The following is a 17,747-nucleotide window of genomic DNA, read 5'->3' as shown; positions in this document are numbered from 1 at the left end:
AGTTAAGATTTAAACATCATGAAAACAGCAACATTGATAGCCCGCGTTCTATTAGGGTTAATTTACCTCCTTTTTGGGATAAATTTCTTTTTCCCGTTTATGCCCATGAATCAGCCCAAAATGAGCGAAGCCGCTACAGCTTTCTCCAGCGGATTGTTCGGCTCGGGATATTTCTTCCAATATATGAAAGTGCTTGAAATTTTAAGTGCAATAACCTTACTGGTTAACCGCCTTACGGCATTTTTTCTGTTGGTGCTGCTGCCAATCAGCTTAAATATTTTCCTGTTCCATATTGTGCTTGCTCCGGCCGGTGCTGTAATAGGAATTGGTATTATAGCGCTTAATCTGTTTTTGTGCGTAGCCTACTTTAAGTATTATAAGCAGGTGTTTACATTTGAGCCTAAACTTTAACCGCAGCCCCCTCTAAATCTCCCCCGGTAGGGGAGACTTTAATTGTCGCCCTACTTTTCAGAACAAAAAAATCCTTAGCAACGCTAAGGATTTTTTGTTCTGTGCTGGAGTATTCTATATTTATAGACATGCCAATCAAAAGTCTCCCCTATTGGGGGAGATTTAGAGGGGGCCGGTCTACTGATACTGAATATATATCGGGTTTGGTGTTTTCTTTAACACTTCCTCTGGGGTCATCATATGATGTGGCTCCTTTTTAAGGTCGTTTTTGTAGAATAACTTAAAGCCTGTAAACTGCACCGGCTCGTTTTGTATAAAGTAGCGCCAGGTACCACCTTTAAGTTCTGGTTCGCCCCAGCCATCCATATCCATAACTACCTGTACTTCCGGGCGTAGTTTTATGTTTTGATAGTTGGTAACCATCTTTTTAGTAAAGCGGTGTACTATCAAAATTTTAGGAGGTATGTTATATTTTTTTACTATTCCCGCTAAGTAACCCGTTACATAGTTAACGTCGGCAGCATCATAAGTGCCAATTTTTTTGCCCGGTTTAGAACCGTCTTTCATAGAAAACTCAGGGTCCATACCAAAATGTACATGTGGCATAGCCAGGTATTTTTCAAACAGCGGCAATTCTGCCTGTATATTACTTAAAGCTACCTGCACATCTAAAAATACTAATCCGTTAACTTTTTTAGCTAAAGTTAACACGCTGTCAATCTGCTTAAAAGGCATGCGGTAGCGGTATTTACCATCTTTACCACCATCGCCTTGTGCTACAACAGCAATATAATGCAGAGCAGGTTGTACCGGTGTTTTAGGGTCTGCCTTTTCCCATGCTTTTACTTCGCCTTTTAATTTAGCCAGCATTTCTTTAGGTGGAAGTTCGCCTAAAATGCCCATTTTTTTTGAGTATAGGTTGCCATAATAAGCTACTATACGTTTATACGGAAAAATTGCGCCCGGCAGGGGGTAAGGTGCATTTTTTACCGGCCATTTACCGGTGGTATCACCGTGCGATAAACGTTTCATCAACGAATCGTACTGTGCTTTATCAATAGGCGGGTAGTTGCGCGCAACAGTAGTGGTATCGGGCGCTTCGCCATCTGCAGTTGCAGCAGTTTTAACTTTGGTAGTATCGCCTGTTTTGGTTCCGCTGCTTTGGGTGCAGTTGCTAAATAGCGTTAACGAAGCCAGAACGAAGGTGAAAGAAAGAAAAAGGTTTTTCATGTATTGGTTTTAGTTTACAGACGCAAAATAGCACTTTTTGTTTACCGCAAACATTAAAATTATCCACAGTCTATTTCCATTTCCAGTTGAGATCTGAAATGAAATTGATGTTTAATTTTTTTGACAGATTTGTTAACAGGGTACGTACCTCGTCATTGTTATGGAGTTGGGCCTTCGGAATTATTAAATGTTCACCTGTTTTTAGCTTTAAATAAAAATAGCTGTGACCCAAAACCGACGACGTTTTATTAGCTTGGTTACTCTTTCGCTTTTTGACGCAATGAATAATTGCAATTGTAGGTAATCATCTTCTGTAAGGTTGTAGGTTAAAGTCATACCTAAAGATAGCTTATTTTATATGCTTGCAAAACTTACCAAACACACCCAGCGGCAATTTGATGCCTGACGTTGCCTGTAAGTAGAGTTCACCAATTTCCAAATTCTCTACTTTAGGGTAGGCGCCGCGGATAAGGTTTTCAACTATTACTGATGAGAAACCCAGTGAGTAGGTATTCAGAATAAGAAAATGCTCATCGGGATGCAACAATTGGGTAACCTCGCCCATCATCTCGTTTATTTGGTCCTCTAACTTCCACTTCTCGCCGTTAGGGCCGTGCCCATAGGCTGGGGGATCCAATATTATACCGTTGTACTTTTTGCCGCGTTTAAGCTCGCGTTTTACAAACTTCAAAGCATCCTCAACCACCCAGCGGATATCTTTTAAGCCGGATAATTCCTGGTTCTCGTTACCCCAGGTAACCACTTGTTTTATAGAATCAACGTGGGTAGTATCAGCACCCGCTCCGCGCGCTATTAACGATGCGCCGCCGGTATAAGCAAAAAGGTTAAGCACCTTTGGCTCAGGGGTTTTAAATTTTTTTACGTTTTGCGATATGTAATCCCAGTTAACGGCCTGCTCGGGGAAGATCCCCACATGCTTGAACGATGTAAGCGCAAGGCGGAACTTGATAGCCGCCTCGGGGTTTTTATACTCAACGTGCCACCTATCCGGCGTGGCAGTATTTTTCTTAACCCACTCGCCTGCTGTTGCAGAGCGCCCCTTAAACCTGATGTTGTGCAGTCGCTGCCACTCGCTTTGCGGTAAAGCTTTGCTCCAAACAGCTTGTGGTTCGGGGCGTATCAGTATAACATTGCCAAAACGTTCCAGCTTCTCAAAATCGCCGCAATCAATCAGTTCGTAATCTTTCCAGTGGGTGGGCGTGAGTAGTTGGATCATCTTTTTATGTTATAGGTATTACTTTTTACGAGACACCTTTGATTGCACAAAATTAAAATAAAAAACAACAAGCGATAGTTAAATACAACTTTAATAACTAATTTGGTAGTTATATGAGAAGGCTTTTATTTTTTGTAATGTTGCTACTATGGGGTGGCTTAGCTATGGCACAGCAGACATACAATATTACTGGCATAGTTACGGACGATAAAGATGCCCCAATCCCAGGCGCTACCATATTTATAGCCGACTCAAGAAAGGTTACTGGAAGTGACAAGGACGGGCGGTTTGTTTTTTCGCAAGTGCAGCCCGGCAACTACAACCTTGTAGTAAAAATGATAGGTTATCAAATTTTGCAGCATGCTTTTATGCTGCAAAACAAGGATGCCCGCTTTAGGTTTAAGCTGGCGGAAGACAATGTTATGCTGAACACGGTTAACATTACATCCATGTCTCTTGCCGAACGAAAACGGCTGCTGGCAATATTTACAGAGTGTTTTTTGGGCCGATCAAAAAATGCTGCGCAATGCAAGATTTTAAATACCGACGATATAAAAATTCGGTCCGATAAAAGGCGTAATATAATAACTGCTTCTTCTTCTGATTTCCTGATCATTGAAAATAAGGCCTTGGGCTACACCATGAAGTATTTACTCAATGGCTTTACTTATGATCGCTCCGGGCGCCAAAGTTTGATCAGTTTTGATGGTACACTATTTTTTGAAGATATGAAGGGAAACCCCCGTCAGCAAAAAAAATGGGAAGATGAGCGGGTTAATACATACTTAGGGTCTGTGCCGCATTTCTTCCGGTCAATGTTTAGCAATACGTTAGACGAGAATGGTTTTGTTGTTTACCAGATGTTAAACCGGGATGCAATTGACGCCTATGGCCAAAAACGACAGAAAATACCTGCGCAATATTCCTTTCCGATTAAGTCTTTTGATAAATATGTTAAAACGGTTGATGACAATTTTAAAACCTTTAATTTAGGTTTATTAAGTAAAGATTCTACTGAGTTATATATAGTTTATACGCCTAAAAAAGAACCGGCAGATTTTTTAGCGGCTGGTTCAGCAGTTCAGCGCTTCTTCCGGATGCCGGATGGGCAAGCATCTACTATATACCCCAGCCAGGACAGTCTGCTAATAAGCCGCAGCGGAGATATAAGCCCTGTGAAAAGCGTTATACTGGGTGGTTTTTTTGCCTGGGGGCAAGTTGCCGCATTTTTGCCATCAGATTATGCAATCCCGAACGGAATGGAACCACCTAAAATAAAGCAGAAGTAACCACCGGAGTCGCGGGTGAAAAATAAAGAAAGCGACACTTTTTTATAACTTGGCCTTTGCCGCCCGCATAAACTTGCTGGCAAATACAAAATCGTTCAGCTCCTTGTTATCGGTATGGGCAATGTCTTTGTTAGAACCTTCCCACCATTTTTGGCCCTTATTTAAAAACAGAATATGATCGCCGATACCCATAACAGAATTCATATCGTGTGTAACTATAATGGTTATCATTTTATACTCTTCGGTTATCTCATTTATCAGATCATCAATAAGTATTGACGTCTGTGGGTCAAGGCCCGAGTTAGGCTCGTCCACAAAGAGATATTTGGGTTGCATAGATATAGCGCGGGCTATACCCACACGCTTTTTCATACCACCAGATAGTTCAGACGGAAATAACTTGTTTTTACCTTCCAGGTTAACCCTTTCCAGGCAAAAGTTTGCGCGGTCCAGTTTTTCTGAGTAAGATTTATCAGTAAATAAATTAAGCGGGAACATTATGTTCTCTTCTACCGTCATAGAGTCAAACAGTGCGGAATTTTGAAATAACATACCTATTTCTGTACGGATAGGCACACGTTCCTCAAAACTCATTTCGGTAAAGTTTGCGCCGTCAAACAATACCTGGCCTTTGGTAGGCTGGTGCAGGCCAACAATACATTTAAGCAACGTGGTTTTACCAGACCCTGATCCGCCTATGATGAGATGGTTTTTGCCGGGTTCAAATTTGGCGCTAATGCCTTTTAGTACCTCGTTTTCGCCGAATGTTTTATAAATATCTTTTATCTCTATCATAATAACATGCTGGAAACTACAAGATCAGCAAACAACACCATTACACAGCTGTAAACTACGCCGCGGGTAGCAGACTGCCCAACCTCTAAAGCGCCGCCCTCTGTATAAAAGCCGTTATAACAGCAAATAGAGGTTATTAAAAAGCCATAAACAATTGATTTTACAGCGCAAACGGTAACGATAACAGGGTTAAAATCTGACTGCAGCCCGGTAATAAAATCTGACGGTGAAATGTCGCGGGTAATAACGCAGGCTAAGTAACCGCCGCACAAACCCAAACCTACCGAAACTATGGTTAACAGCGGGATCATGGAGATGCCGGCAATAACTTTAGGCGCTATCAAAAAGCCGGGTGCGTTAACACCCATAATTTCCAAAGCGTCTATTTGTTCGGTAACACGCATGGTGCCAATTTGCGATGCCATGCTAGAGCCCACACGCCCTGCAAGCACCAAAGCCGATATGGTGGGGCTGAACTCAAGTATGGTAGAGTCGCGCGAGATGCCCCCTGCAATGCTTTGGGGCACCAGTGGACTTGACAGTTGGAAAGCCACCTGTATAGTAGCTACCGCGCCAATAAAAACGGATATAATGCAAATAATGCCCAAAGAGCCAATGCCTACCGATACCATTTCGCGCATTACCTCCGTCCAGTACACACTGAATTTTTCGGGCTTTTTAAAACTTAATCGTAATAAGAGGATATATCTACCTAAACTGTAAAACATAATTGAATATAATGCCGGTTAAAAATACATTTTTGCTTTGAGCTTCTGTATGGAGCAGCGTATAAATTAGATGTTAACCGTATTATAAACGGAAATTAATGAGGATTGTTTAAGAGTTTAGTTGTATTAGAGCTAATCTTTTCCCAAGGCAAAATTTATCGGCATATCGTACCTCATTCGCACAGGCTTGCCTTTTATGGTGGCAGGTATCCATTTTGGCGAAGACCTTAAAAATCTTATCGCTTCCTCCGCAAGTCCAATAGAGGGTGTTGAATGTATTTGTATATTGTTAATAGTGCCATCCTTCTCTACAATAAAACTGGTAATTACCTCGCCCGTTACACCCTTTTCCTTTTCAGCTTTTGGGTAGATAATATTTTTGCTCAATAACTGAGTAAAGGCGGCAGATCCGCCTTTAAAACTGGGTGTAGTTCCAGTATTGATAAATATATTTTTACTGCTGGTGTCAGCCAATAAAGAGTCACGTAGAAAATTTATCGGTATAATAAACGGAGCGCGTATTGGTTGATTGTTTTTATAAACGGGTTGCCATTTACCCCAGGATTTAAGCGCTCGTATAATTTTCTCACTAAGCGTGTTATAAGTAGACTGAAAAACTTGAACGTCACTTAAAGAACCATCTTTTTCCACAAACAAACCAACATAAATAACACTATAGACGAAGGCTTTTTCATTTGAACCTATTTTAACACTGTCAATTATAAATTGATGAAGTTCTTTATATGTACCGCTATTATCTGTTAAGGAATTAGCGGTAAAATATTTATCTTCTCCGGGCCACATTGTCCTTTCAGCCACCGGACCTTTAGGTTTAACGAAATTAATAAACACAGCTTCTTCAACATAATCTTTTACAGTAAACGATCTTATTACCGCTTTAAAATTATTATCAAAAATAATCCATTGCCCCCTGCCATTCGCTGTAAGGACATTCCCTAAAGAATCAAGGCAATCTATTAGTTTGACCTCACGCCTCTCATGCCTTGTTTTAGTGTAGATTAGCCCGTTAGGATAGTAATTAATCTCATCGCCAACAGACTTTCCGTTTTTGTTGTTTACAGAAGTACGCCGTTTACCATTAGCAAAAAAACTCAAATAGGGGCCTTCATTTATTAAAGGAAACCTATTTGTACGCGATGTAGTGATCAACTTTTTTCGCCCGTTGGGATAGTATTCAATAACAGGGAATAGCTTAAGATTATTTATCTGCGTCTGTGGAAGAATAAAAAGTACAAAATCTGCTTCAATCTTGTCATGCACTACGCTTCCATCATTCTTCACATAATACACCAGCGTATCACTTTTCCCCTGCGAATAGGCGCTGTTGAAAACGAATGTAAATAAGATAAGGCTGAACAGGTATTTTGACATATTATAAATGTAGTCTCTTATTATACTTTCAAAATTAAATTTAAGCAATTCTGCTGATAATATTTACATTTAATACCATGAAGAACGCACTGATAACCGGCGCTACAAAAGGTATGGGCCGCGCCATAGCCATAGCTTTTGCAAACGAGAATATTAACCTGGCTGTTTGTGCACGCAATGCCGCAGACCTGGAAGCTTTTAAAATTGAGCTTAACACTATAAACCCGGATATTGAAGTTGTAACAGTTACAGCCGACGGTAGTAACCGCGAAGAGCTGCTTAATTTTGCAGAAATAGCGCAACAAAAATTGGGGCAAATCCACATTATTGTAAACAGTTTGGGCATGTATGTGCAATCGAGTATACTGGATGATGAAAAAAGTTTATTCCTAAAAGTTGTAAACACTAATCTTATGCCTTCCTATGAACTGTACCGTTTTTTCGGTAAAAGTATGGTTTCTGTCGGTGAAGGTCACATCTTCAATATTTGCTCAATTGCAGCGCTTGATCCTATCCCCGAAGCGGGAATTTACAGTGTAACAAAGGCTGCACTGCTATGTCTTAATGATGTAATGAGGCTGGAAATGAAGCAATACGGCGTTAAAGTAACTGCAGTAATACCCGGTTCAACGTTAACAGACTCATGGAAGGGCATAGCCGTTGATAAAGACAAAATGGTGCTGCCCGAAGACATAGCTTCGGCCATAATAAACATTTATAAAATGAGCGCCGGTGCCAATGTTGATCAAATTATAATAAAGCCTGTGTACGGACAGGTGTAAACTGTAAACTAAAACAATAACTGAAAAAACTAAGATCATGGAAAAGAGATTATACAGAGACGAGCTAAACAAAAAAGTTGCAGGTGTTTGCGCCGGTTTAGCCGAATATTTAAATGTTGATGTTACTATAGTACGGGTAATATTTGCATTGGCCGTTGTTTTAAAAGGCGTTGGACTTTTACCTTACATTGTATTGTGGATAGTATTGCCTAAAAAACCATACCATTTAAGCAATCCGCATGTAGACTATACCGTTCCACCATCAAACGAACCCTTTAATCCTTTTAAATCAGGTGTGCCCCCTTTTAACCCGGGTGCTGTGCCACCGTTTGCAATGAAACCGAAAAAGAGCTCAAGCGCAGGGCTAATAGCCGGTATTGCGCTGGTGTTGTTCGGTTCGTTCTTTTTACTTGAACAATTGGATGTAATACCTTTTTTAAGCTTTCACGATGTATGGCCGGTAATACTAATTGTAATGGGTGGAGTAATCATATTTTCAGGAATGGAAAAAAAGCCTAAACCTGTTGAAGAAAAATGGGATGCGGAAGAAAAAGCAGAAGCCTTTAAAGCCGATGCTGACGAGATCAACCCTTCACAATCAACCGAACAATAATTTACAACACTAATATTTAAATAAACAAGATCATGAAAAATAATAAAATAATTCCCGGTGTTGTATTGATGCTGATTGGTGTTGCATTTTTACTACGCAACTACGGCTACCTTAATTTTCACTTCTGGAACCTGTTTTACCTTTGGCCAATTGTAATTGTGGTTATAGGTATCAACCTGATATTTGCTAATAACCGCTCAACCTGGGCCACACTGTTAAAGTTAGGCGTTATTGTTGTAGGCTTTGGTTTGTTGTTGTTTGGCAACTTCTCCAAACATCACCCGTTTAGCACCCGTTACGCTTATCATTTTGATGATGACGACGATAATGATGACGACGACGACGAGAATTACAGCGAAGGCAGAAAGATAACTAAGTTAGAGGGAGCTGCTGTATTTACCGAAGCCTATAGTGATAGCGTTACAGTAGCAGATCTGAACATAAGCGGTGGCGCTACAACCTACAAATTAAGTGATACCACTAACCAGTTGTTTAATGCCAACACGCAAGAGTATTTTGGCAACTACCAGTTAACTACTGATAAAAAAGATTCGTTATACGTGCTTAATTTTAAAATGCGCGATAATAAGGGCCATTTTGATTGGGACGATGATCATAAAAAATCAAACCTTGCTACTTTTAAACTTAATGTAAACCCTGTGTGGAACATCAATGTGGCTACCGGAGCAACTGATCTTGACTTTGACCTATCGAAGTTTAAGGTGCGCTCACTTGATCTGGCCGGTGGTGCAGGTGCTTTCAAAATAAAATTTGGTCAGCCATTAACCACTACAAACATTGACATTTCAACCGGCGCGTCTGATGTGGATATAAATATACCGGTTACCGCAGCATGCAGAATTACTAAAGGCACAGCGTTTTCATCAAACAATTTTGAGGGCTTTACCAAAGTAAGCGATGGAGCTTACGAAACCCCGGGTTTTGCAAAGGCAACCAATAAAATGTATATAAAAATTAAAGGCGGGATGTCGTCCTTCAGTGTAAAAAGATATTAGTACATCAGCAATTAAAAAAAGCGATGGATTTAAACCCATCGCTTTTTTTAATTGGTTTTTACTATGTAAGTTTTCGCCAGGCTGTCATACCAGTTCTGGCGATGCTCGTTAAAAAGCATAGTGAGGAACGGCAAACCCGAAAGTACTATTAAAGATAATAAGGCACCCAAGTTTCGCCCCAGCGCCTGTATAAAGCTTAGTTTTTCGCCGTTGATATTAACTACAACCAAGCTGCAAATTTTTTTCCCAACGCTGCCTTTAAAATCGCTTAGCTCTAATACGGTGTTATAGATCAAAAACACAACGGAAAAATATAACTGTAATTGCAACATCTCTGCTTGTGGTGGCATCTCAAACATGGCGGCGTTTTTTGGAATAGTGATCCAACCCATTTTAACAAACAAAATATCAAGCGGGATACTGATTAACAGAAAATCAATAACGAAAGCTCCGGCTTTAATGCCAAAATTAGCCAGATTATCGCCGGTAGGGAAGTGAATGCCCCGGGACTTAAAATATTCAATAAACTCAGGCATCTCTGAAGCTAACTGCCACTTATCGTTTAATGGCGTTGACAACTGCGTGTGCACATCCATCCCTTTTTGTACCAACTCGCGGTAGGTAAAAGGCCCGGTTCTCTCGTCGCCATCCTGCAGGTAATATTCTTTCTCCATATTGCCCGAAGGTAGATATTTAGCAGCATTTTTTAAAGCAAATTACTACTGGCGATGGTAAACAGTCGCCCTTATAAAATCGCCAAAAAAAGCCTTTGAATTAAGAGATCGATAACGTTGTTCAGCAAAAAGGTGCTTTACGCCGGGTAATTTGGTAGCTTCTACACCGCACAGTATTTTAAAAAAAGTGTGCATTGTTTTAAGCAGCATTTTTTGCCATAATTTGTCCGTCAGCTCAAAATCGGCGTATAGCCATAAACCATCCGGTTTAAGGGCCAGGTTTAAATGATTAAATACTTTTTGAGCTGTCGTATCACTAAAATTATCAAACAAAAAGGGCGTTACCACCACATCAAAATCCGATGGAAAAACTACATTTTCCACGGCCGAAGTAATAAAGGTTACATCATTAGCACCTGTGTGTCTTTTGGCAGATGTCGCCATCATTTTGGCTGATACTTCTACGTAGGTTATTTCAAGGCTGGCGGGATGGAGCGCTGTCAGTTTTTCTAATATCCACCCGGTACCGCCACCCACTATCAATATTTTTGATAGCGGGTTGATATATTGAAGCAGATATACCTGAGTGTTTACAATGGCTTTACCAAATACCAGCCGCGATAAGCCATCGTAAAACCATGCAGCATTATCGTAGTTGTTGGCCATATTATTGAAAGCTAAGTATCATTAAAAACAAATACTGTAGTATCAACACACCGTCCAAATAGAAAAAATAGTAGTATTCATCCTTTTGCCAGCCAGATTTGAAGATCAGCCAGCCTGTGAGTAGCGCTGTAGTGGTTAGCGCCCAAAAATCGGTACTAAAGCCGTTGTTGCGGAATAGGAACAACAAAACGATATATCCTGCTAAAAGCACCTGACAAAATAGGTAGGCGTTCTTTTCGCCCCAAACAACGGGTATAGTACGCAGGTTGGTTTTGCGATCTTCAAATAGATCGCGGATATCAAAAGGAATAGTGAGCGCCGCAATAAACAAAAAGCGCTTGGCCAAAAGTATCATGCTATCCCGCATAGAAATAGCTGTCTGGTTTGCATCCTGCGCTTCTAAAATTGGCAACATAACAATGCTTAATGTCCATACCAGCGTTATCAAAAATGACTTAAGACCGGGGATGTTACGCAGACCAAATTTATGATCGCCAACAGAGAATAGCGGCAAGCCATAAGCAAAGGACAGGACGCCTAAAAATATAAGCAGCAGCCTTGATTGTGTAGAAATTAAAAAGAACAGTGGCACCAGGCAGAGCATACAAACAATGGTAATGGTAACCATAAGCCGGTGATGGGCATAAAACCAGCGAATACGGATATAAGGAGAATTTTGCGGATCGCTCTTTTTATCAATCAGGATGCAGAAGTTGTAAATACCCAAGGTAGAAGCAAACAGCAAACCTAAAACGGAATACAGGGGAGGTGTTTGTAGCAGATGGAAGGTAACCAAAGCCTGTGCTACAGCGCACAACGCCATAAAAACATTGCTGAACAGCAGAAAATTTAAAACAGACTGAAAGATCTTTTTCATCCGCGGCTAATAAGCTGCCGCCAATTAGGCCTTAATTAACGATGGGTCGGCGGCTGATCGTAATTCAAATATCGTAATCTCCGGCAATATTCCAACCCTGCCCGGGAAGCCGAGGAAACCGTAGCCCACGTTTACATATAATTGCTGGTTGGCTTCGCGGTACAAACCTGCCCATTCTTTGTACACATATTTAACGGGGCTCCATTGAAAATGCTCCGTTCTTACGCCAAACTGCATGCCATGCGTATGGCCCGAGAACATGACATCTATCTGTGGATATTTCTGTAATACCTGTGCCCTCCAGTGTGATGGGTCGTGCGATAACAGTAGTTTAACAGGCAGGTCTTCCGTACCCTTAACAGTGGGTTCCATTTTGCCGTATTTAGGAAAACGGGTTAGCTCACCCCAGTTCTCGCAGCCTAAAATGCCTATTTCTTCTCCGTTTACTTTTAAGCGGCGGTTTTGGTTCAATAACAAATCCCAACCCATGTTTTTATGGGTGACTTTCAAATCGTCCAGATTTTTTCTTTTTGCAGCTTCTGATGGCCAGTCATAGTAATAATCGCCATAATCATGATTACCCAAGGTTGAGAAAACACCCAGCGGCGCTTTAACTTTGCTGAAGATATCCTGATAGCCGTACATCTCGTCGCTGCGCTTGTTAACCAGATCGCCGGTAAAGAATATTACCTCCGGTTTTTGTTGCAATAGCAGCTCAATCCCGCGCTCAACGGCTTTTTTATTATAAAAACTACCGGAGTGCACGTCAGAGATCTGGCCTATCGTCATCCCGTTAAACGCCTTTGGTAAATTAGGCAGATATAATACTTGCCTGCGTACACGGTAATCATATGCACCTGATACAATGCCTACACCAATACCTGCCAAGGGAACAACGCCGGTTATTAAACCCGCTTTTAATAAAAACTCAGCGCGGGGGATGGTTTCTTTTTTGCCTTCAGCGACAGGTGCGGAGATAGGTTTCCGTTCCTTGCTTTTCAGCCAAATAAATAAGCGGCGACCATCGTCAATTAACACGAACGGTAAAAAGGTAACCTTGATGATCATCAACACAAAAAACACCATCAGGAAACCGGCACGGGTGCCTACCGGCAGTTTCAAGTAGATACTACAGATGGTGCCAGCTATTAATATGGCCGAAAAAACGAAATAGCCCAACTTAAAGCCTTTTTTATGCACAAAGGCGCGGCGTTTAAAAGCAGCCACAAGTCCGCCGAACAGGTAGGTATCCAGCGCAAATAAACCTGCGCCTAAAATTAGGATTATTGGTATCTGCGAGAACATTTAACGCTTAGTAACGGTCATCATCCAAATCAATGTCATCATCGTCTGGCTGCAGGTTGAACAGGCTGTTAAACATATCAGAGAATGCGAAGCCATTATCCAGGAAACCTTTGCTCAATTGCGAAAATTCGGCAAGGCCATGCAGCACAAACTCCATCAATATCAATTGTTGGTTGTCGGTTAAATTAGGATGGAATTTTTTGATCACATCTTTCAACCCGGGTACGCCGTTCAATGCTTTTTTATACTCAACTGCTGATAGGTCATCTAAAACCGAAAGCGTATTGCCATCTGCAAACCAGGCAACAATTGCAGCATATGGGTTAGCCGCTTTACTTTTCTTGGCCTTTTCTGGGTCAGGGAAGTATTTAAGCAACAGTGTTTTTATAGCTTTGCCAATAAGGATATTAGCAACTTTTGCCGGGCCTTCTAACTCACCTTCGTATACCAATTCTATCTTGCCCGTAATAGCAGGAATAACGCCCAGAAAATCCGAGATCCGCACAAAAGTATTTGGCTCGTGATTAATGATCATGCGGCGCTCGGCGTTGCTGATCAAGTTCTCGTAAGCGGCAATGGTTAAACGGGCAGATACACCCGATTTTTTATCGATGTATTCTGAACTGCGTGCCTCAAAGGCTATTTGTTCCACCAGATCTTTTACTAAGCCATCAGCCTCTACCGTTGCTTTTTGCTCTGGCGTAAGGGATGCTTCCTGTTGGGTGATTTTGCGCGAAATTTCAACTGAACGCGGATAGTGGGTCAAGATCTGGCTTTCTATACGGTCCTTTAACGGCGTAACTATGGAGCCACGGTTGGTATAATCTTCAGGGTTAGCGGTAAATACAAACTGGATATCTAACGGTAAACGCAATTTAAAACCACGGATCTGGATGTCGCGTTCCTGCAAAATATTAAACAGTGATACCTGGATGCGCGCTTGCAGATCCGGCAACTCATTGATAACAAAAATACCTCTGTGCGCCCTTGGGATCAAACCGAAGTGAATTACCCGCTCGTCTGAATAAGTTAGCTTCATGGTGGCAGCCTTAATGGGGTCAACATCACCGATAAGGTCGGCAACGGTAACATCGGGCGTCGCCAGTTTTTCTGTATATCGTTCGCTGCGGTGGATCCAGGCGATAGGCGTGTCATCGCCCTTTTCCTGCACAATATTATGCCCGAACCATGAAATAGGATTCAATGGATCATCAAAAAGTTCAGAACCGGCTATGTAAGGGATGTATTCATCCAGCAAATTAACCAGCAAGCGGGCTATGCGTGTTTTTGCTTGTCCGCGCAAACCCAGCAACAAAATATTATGGCGCGATAGAATAGCGGTTTGCAGATCGGGAATTACAGTATCTTCAAAACCGATGATACCTTCAAAACCACCTTCTTCTTTTTTTTGCAGCTGCGTTATCAGGTTACGGCGTAATTCGTCTTTAACTGATTCGCTTTTGTAATTGGTGGCTTTTAGTTCACCTAATGTTTTTATATTCAAATTACTCATAAGTCTCTTTAAGATGTTTGTCATTTCGAGCGTAGCTCGTAATCACATTTTATTTATTTGCACATCTGCACATTCGCATATCTGCACATTTACCTAACATTCTTCCTTCTATTCCTTGCGTAATCCTCAAAAATATACTCGCCCAAATTATTTAGCGAGCTGTAAAACGCTTTACCACCGTTTGTTTCGGTAAACTTACGTACAAACTGTTGCAGGTAAGGGTCGTTAGCTATCATAAATGTGGTGATAGGTATTTTTAAGCGCTTGCATTGCGCCGCCATGTTTAGGGTTTTATTAACCACCTTACGATCCAAGCCAATACTGTTTTTATAATATTTGGTACCTTCCTTTAAGCAGGTAGGCTTACCATCGGTTATCATAAAAATTTGCTTGTTAGATGTTTTTCTACGGCGCAGCAAATCCGTAGCCAGTTCCAAACCTGCATAGGTATTAGTATGATACGGCCCAACTTGCAGATAGGGGAGATCACGCAGCGTAACGGGCCACGCATCGTTGCCAAACACTACAATATCCAGAGTGTCCTTCGGGTATTTTGTGCGGATCAGTTCAGCCAGCGCCATGGCTACTTTTTTGGCGGGCGTTATCCTGTCCTCTCCATACAATATCATGGAGTGCGATATATCTATCATCAGCACAGTAGAGGTAAGGGTTTTATAATCTTTTTCCTCTACTTCCAGGTCGCGCTCCGTCATCTGGAAATCCCCAATGCCGTGGTTAACCTGGGCGTTATGGATAGACTGTGTCATGTCTATCTGGTCCAAACTATCGCCAAACTCAAACTCGCGGCGCTCGGCATTTTTCTCATCACCCTGGCCAGATTGCGGAGAGCGGTGGTTGCCCTTGCCTGATTTTTTTAGTTTACCAAAGATCTCCTCCAAAGCCGACTGGCGAATGCTTTGCTCGGCCTTGGCGGTAATTTTAAAACCGCCGCCATCGCGGTCATCATCCAAATAGCCCTTTTGTTTAAGCTCGTCAATAAAATCGCCCATGCCATACTCATCGTTGGTAAGGCCGTATTGTTTATCTAACTCATTCATCCAGGCCAACGCTTCGCCTGCATCGCCCGATGTATAGTTGAGCAACTCTAAAAATAATTTCAGTAATTCGTCAAATCCGCCTTTGGGTAGTTCGTTTGGCGTAAACTTTGTAAATCCGTAACCACGCATATTTTGCCTTTCAGTTATAAATTAACGCATTATTTGTGTGAAAAGTTCAACTAAATACAATTGTTAGGATGTAATGACAATCAACTTAGGTTGCAGAATTTAAAAGAAGAGGTGGGCATGTGCGATTCCCCTGTTAAGAGGGGTGGAGGGGTGTGTTATATAAACGATTTAACACACACCCGCTACCGCTACTGCCTATTCGCCCTCTCTCGAGAGGGGAGTTGTGTCGTCCTATTTATTCTTTTGTAATTTAAATCACCCAACTAAAACCCATTGTTAAATAAATAGTTTATTAAAAATACTTTCCTAAATTAGATTATGCCATACACTAACCTGCCATTAGTTAACAACACCGAAAACCATAATTTTGAGATGTTTGTTGACGGCCACCGGGCTTTTATTGATTATCAGCTGCGTGGAGATAAAATGTTTTTAACACATACCGAAGTGCCTGTTGAACTGGAAGGACAGGGTGTTGCCCCCGCGCTTGTTGAAAAGGTATTTCAATATGTAGAGGAGCACCAGTTAAAGGTGGTTCCGTATTGCGCCTATATCAAGGTTTGGTTAAAGCGGCACCCGGATTGGGAGCGCCTGGTTGCCTGATCCAAAACATCAATATTGTTTTTTGGCCCTTGAGGCCCACTTGGGGGGCTCATTGCTATTTTGCCGTAGCAACAAGTTTAACTGCGCTGTATGATGTTGTACATGACGCATGCTGGACAATAGAATTTCAATCTCGTTAAAATCCTTTTTGTAATTGTTAGGAATGGTTTTTTCAACGTCTTCCCCCGTTAAACGCTTTATTTTATCGTAACATTTATTTCTGCCATACTCCAGGTAAGTAAGAAGCTCAGCCTTACTGTAAACACGATCGGGCATTAAACCTGATGGGTCCATCTCTGATAAAGTAAAAGGCTGCGGGGGCATAAAGCTACCGGCATCTTCTGTGGAGTGATAGTCCAGAAAAAACAGGGCATGATAGGCGTTGTACCAAAACTTAGACTCACCGCTCCATAAATCTTCAGGGCATGCTGCAATAGCATTTCCCAGCATATCTATGGCCGCCCCATATTGCTGCCAAATGGTTTGTTTCCAAAAGTCTATCATAGACGTTTATTACCAGGTTTCCATCAGTTCTGTTACACCCTCAACGTAACGGGGGTTAGCGCCGCGTTTGCCGGCAACAAAACCGCCAACCGCGCATGATCGTTTCAATATGTCAGTCATAGGCAGTTTATCAAGCAGGCCCTTAACAAAAGTAGCCAGGAAGGCATCACCCGCTCCCACGGTATCAACCACTTTTACGGGATAACCGGGATGCTCATAAAACTCATGATCATGCCAAACTACAGCGCCCCGCTCGGCAAGTGTAACGCATATTGTTTTAACGTGGTACTTCATATGGAACTCGGTTATCCTATCCTTTAGCGTACCTTTTTTGCTTGATAAAAGCAGGTTGGCTTCTTCCTCGTTCATCTTCACTACATCGGCATGGGCGGCCAGTGTTTCAATGGTGGTTTGTGTGTAATGCGGCGAGCGCAGGTTAACATCAAATACCTTTAAGGCTTTGGTATCGCTTAACAGATTTAATAAGGTGTTTCTTGATACCGTATCGCGGCAAACCAGGCTGCCAAACACAATGGCTGATGCCTGTTCGGCCATTGCGGTTAACGCTTTTTGAGGTTCGATATGGTCCCATGATACCGGCTGCGGAATTACATAGGTGGCTTGCTGTTTATCATCAAGCTCAACCGTTACTTCGCAAGTTGGAAAATTCCTGCTGCGCTGAACAAGCGGCCCAAACAGGTTGTTATCTTTTAAAAATTCAAGCAACTCAACACCAGGTTTGTCATTGCCTACGCTGCTCACAAAGCAAACCGGCGCACCCTGCTGCATTAAATGGAAAGCTACATTCATGGTTGCTCCACCCGGCTGTTTTCCATCGCCAAAGGTATCCCACAAAACTTCGCCAAAACAGAGTATAGTTTTATTCATATTGTCTTTTTAAGTAGCAATGCAGTTTAAATACCGC

General features: G+C 41.8%; 19 protein-coding genes. 6 read left to right on the top strand and 13 right to left on the bottom strand.

The annotated features are described in order from the left end of the window. The first annotated feature begins 18 nt into the window (after positions 1–18). On the top strand, positions 19–411 hold the full coding sequence (locus tag ACVW2L_RS12170; protein WP_457128242.1) for a hypothetical protein: 393 nt from the start codon (positions 19–21) through the stop codon (positions 409–411). Between the two features lie 177 nt (positions 412–588). On the opposite strand, the gene ACVW2L_RS12165 is transcribed toward ACVW2L_RS12170, so the two are convergent. Both ACVW2L_RS12165 and ACVW2L_RS12160 read right to left on the bottom strand, forming a co-directional pair. Beyond that, complete coding sequence (locus tag ACVW2L_RS12165) at positions 589–1,641, bottom strand: hypothetical protein (protein ID WP_457128241.1); 1,053 nt, start codon at positions 1,639–1,641, stop codon at positions 589–591. Positions 1,642–1,990: 349 nt separating this feature from the next. Continuing rightward, complete coding sequence (locus tag ACVW2L_RS12160; RefSeq protein ID WP_457128240.1) at positions 1,991–2,878, bottom strand: class I SAM-dependent methyltransferase; 888 nt, start codon at positions 2,876–2,878, stop codon at positions 1,991–1,993. A 113-nt stretch (positions 2,879–2,991) separates the two neighbouring features. Between ACVW2L_RS12160 and ACVW2L_RS12155 the strand changes: the two genes are divergently transcribed. Then, positions 2,992–4,167, top strand: a complete 1,176-nt coding sequence (locus ACVW2L_RS12155; protein ID WP_457128239.1) for a carboxypeptidase-like regulatory domain-containing protein — start codon at positions 2,992–2,994, stop codon at positions 4,165–4,167. A gap of 42 nt (positions 4,168–4,209) precedes the next feature. On the opposite strand, the gene ACVW2L_RS12150 is transcribed toward ACVW2L_RS12155, so the two are convergent. From ACVW2L_RS12150 to ACVW2L_RS12140, 3 genes are all read right to left on the bottom strand, one after another. Next, positions 4,210–4,962, bottom strand: a complete 753-nt coding sequence (locus tag ACVW2L_RS12150; protein WP_457128238.1) for an ABC transporter ATP-binding protein — start codon at positions 4,960–4,962, stop codon at positions 4,210–4,212. Continuing rightward, positions 4,959–5,693: an MlaE family ABC transporter permease gene (locus ACVW2L_RS12145; RefSeq protein WP_457130196.1), complete on the bottom strand. Its 735-nt coding sequence runs from the start codon at positions 5,691–5,693 to the stop codon at positions 4,959–4,961. The genes ACVW2L_RS12150 and ACVW2L_RS12145 overlap by 4 nt, the downstream gene beginning before the upstream one ends. Positions 5,694–5,822: 129 nt before the next feature. Beyond that, positions 5,823–7,082, bottom strand: a complete 1,260-nt coding sequence (locus ACVW2L_RS12140; RefSeq protein WP_457128237.1) for a TonB family protein — start codon at positions 7,080–7,082, stop codon at positions 5,823–5,825. A gap of 77 nt (positions 7,083–7,159) precedes the next feature. Here ACVW2L_RS12140 and ACVW2L_RS12135 point away from each other — a divergent pair, with 77 nt between their 5' ends. From ACVW2L_RS12135 to ACVW2L_RS12125, 3 genes are read left to right on the top strand one after another with little or no spacing between them, the layout of a single operon-like run. Further along, positions 7,160–7,864, top strand: coding sequence for an SDR family oxidoreductase (locus ACVW2L_RS12135; protein WP_457128236.1), 705 nt, complete (start codon positions 7,160–7,162; stop codon positions 7,862–7,864). Between the two features lie 37 nt (positions 7,865–7,901). Further along, complete coding sequence (locus ACVW2L_RS12130; protein ID WP_457128235.1) at positions 7,902–8,477, top strand: PspC domain-containing protein; 576 nt, start codon at positions 7,902–7,904, stop codon at positions 8,475–8,477. A gap of 32 nt (positions 8,478–8,509) precedes the next feature. After that, positions 8,510–9,493, top strand: coding sequence for a LiaI-LiaF-like domain-containing protein (locus tag ACVW2L_RS12125; protein WP_457128234.1), 984 nt, complete (start codon positions 8,510–8,512; stop codon positions 9,491–9,493). 47 nt (positions 9,494–9,540) lie between these two features. On the opposite strand, the gene ACVW2L_RS12120 is transcribed toward ACVW2L_RS12125, so the two are convergent. The 6 genes from ACVW2L_RS12120 to ACVW2L_RS12095 all read right to left on the bottom strand — a co-directional run bounded on the left by ACVW2L_RS12120 (position 9,541) and on the right by ACVW2L_RS12095 (position 15,715). Then, complete coding sequence (locus ACVW2L_RS12120) at positions 9,541–10,167, bottom strand: RDD family protein (protein ID WP_457128233.1); 627 nt, start codon at positions 10,165–10,167, stop codon at positions 9,541–9,543. Between the two features lie 45 nt (positions 10,168–10,212). Beyond that, a complete protein-coding gene (locus ACVW2L_RS12115) occupies positions 10,213–10,833 on the bottom strand; it encodes a class I SAM-dependent methyltransferase (RefSeq protein ID WP_457128232.1) in 621 nt (206 codons plus the stop codon). Position 10,834: 1 nt separating this feature from the next. Next, complete coding sequence (locus ACVW2L_RS12110; RefSeq protein ID WP_457128231.1) at positions 10,835–11,710, bottom strand: UbiA family prenyltransferase; 876 nt, start codon at positions 11,708–11,710, stop codon at positions 10,835–10,837. Positions 11,711–11,734: 24 nt separating this feature from the next. Then, complete coding sequence (locus ACVW2L_RS12105) at positions 11,735–13,015, bottom strand: metallophosphoesterase (RefSeq protein WP_457128230.1); 1,281 nt, start codon at positions 13,013–13,015, stop codon at positions 11,735–11,737. A 7-nt stretch (positions 13,016–13,022) separates the two neighbouring features. Next, the gene (locus tag ACVW2L_RS12100) at positions 13,023–14,528 is read right to left on the bottom strand and encodes a sigma 54-interacting transcriptional regulator (protein ID WP_457128229.1); all 1,506 of its coding nucleotides are present in this window, start codon (positions 14,526–14,528) and stop codon (positions 13,023–13,025) included. A gap of 89 nt (positions 14,529–14,617) precedes the next feature. Further along, a complete protein-coding gene (locus ACVW2L_RS12095; RefSeq protein WP_457128228.1) occupies positions 14,618–15,715 on the bottom strand; it encodes a vWA domain-containing protein in 1,098 nt (365 codons plus the stop codon). A 318-nt stretch (positions 15,716–16,033) separates the two neighbouring features. On the opposite strand from ACVW2L_RS12095, the gene ACVW2L_RS12090 reads away from it, so the two are divergent. Beyond that, the gene (locus ACVW2L_RS12090) at positions 16,034–16,318 is read left to right on the top strand and encodes a GNAT family N-acetyltransferase (RefSeq protein WP_457128227.1); all 285 of its coding nucleotides are present in this window, start codon (positions 16,034–16,036) and stop codon (positions 16,316–16,318) included. A 9-nt stretch (positions 16,319–16,327) separates the two neighbouring features. Here the strand turns inward: ACVW2L_RS12090 and ACVW2L_RS12085 are convergent, their stop codons facing one another. Then, positions 16,328–16,822 carry a DinB family protein gene (locus tag ACVW2L_RS12085; RefSeq protein ID WP_457128226.1) on the bottom strand — a complete coding sequence of 165 codons (495 nt, stop codon included), beginning with the start codon at positions 16,820–16,822 and terminating at the stop codon, positions 16,328–16,330. 9 nt (positions 16,823–16,831) lie between these two features. Then, positions 16,832–17,710, bottom strand: coding sequence for a carbohydrate kinase family protein (locus ACVW2L_RS12080; RefSeq protein WP_457128225.1), 879 nt, complete (start codon positions 17,708–17,710; stop codon positions 16,832–16,834). Between the last annotated feature and the right edge of the window lie 37 nt (positions 17,711–17,747).

The organism is Mucilaginibacter sp. HD30 (assembly GCF_054061755.1).
This window is presented reverse-complemented; position numbering and strand designations above follow the sequence as displayed.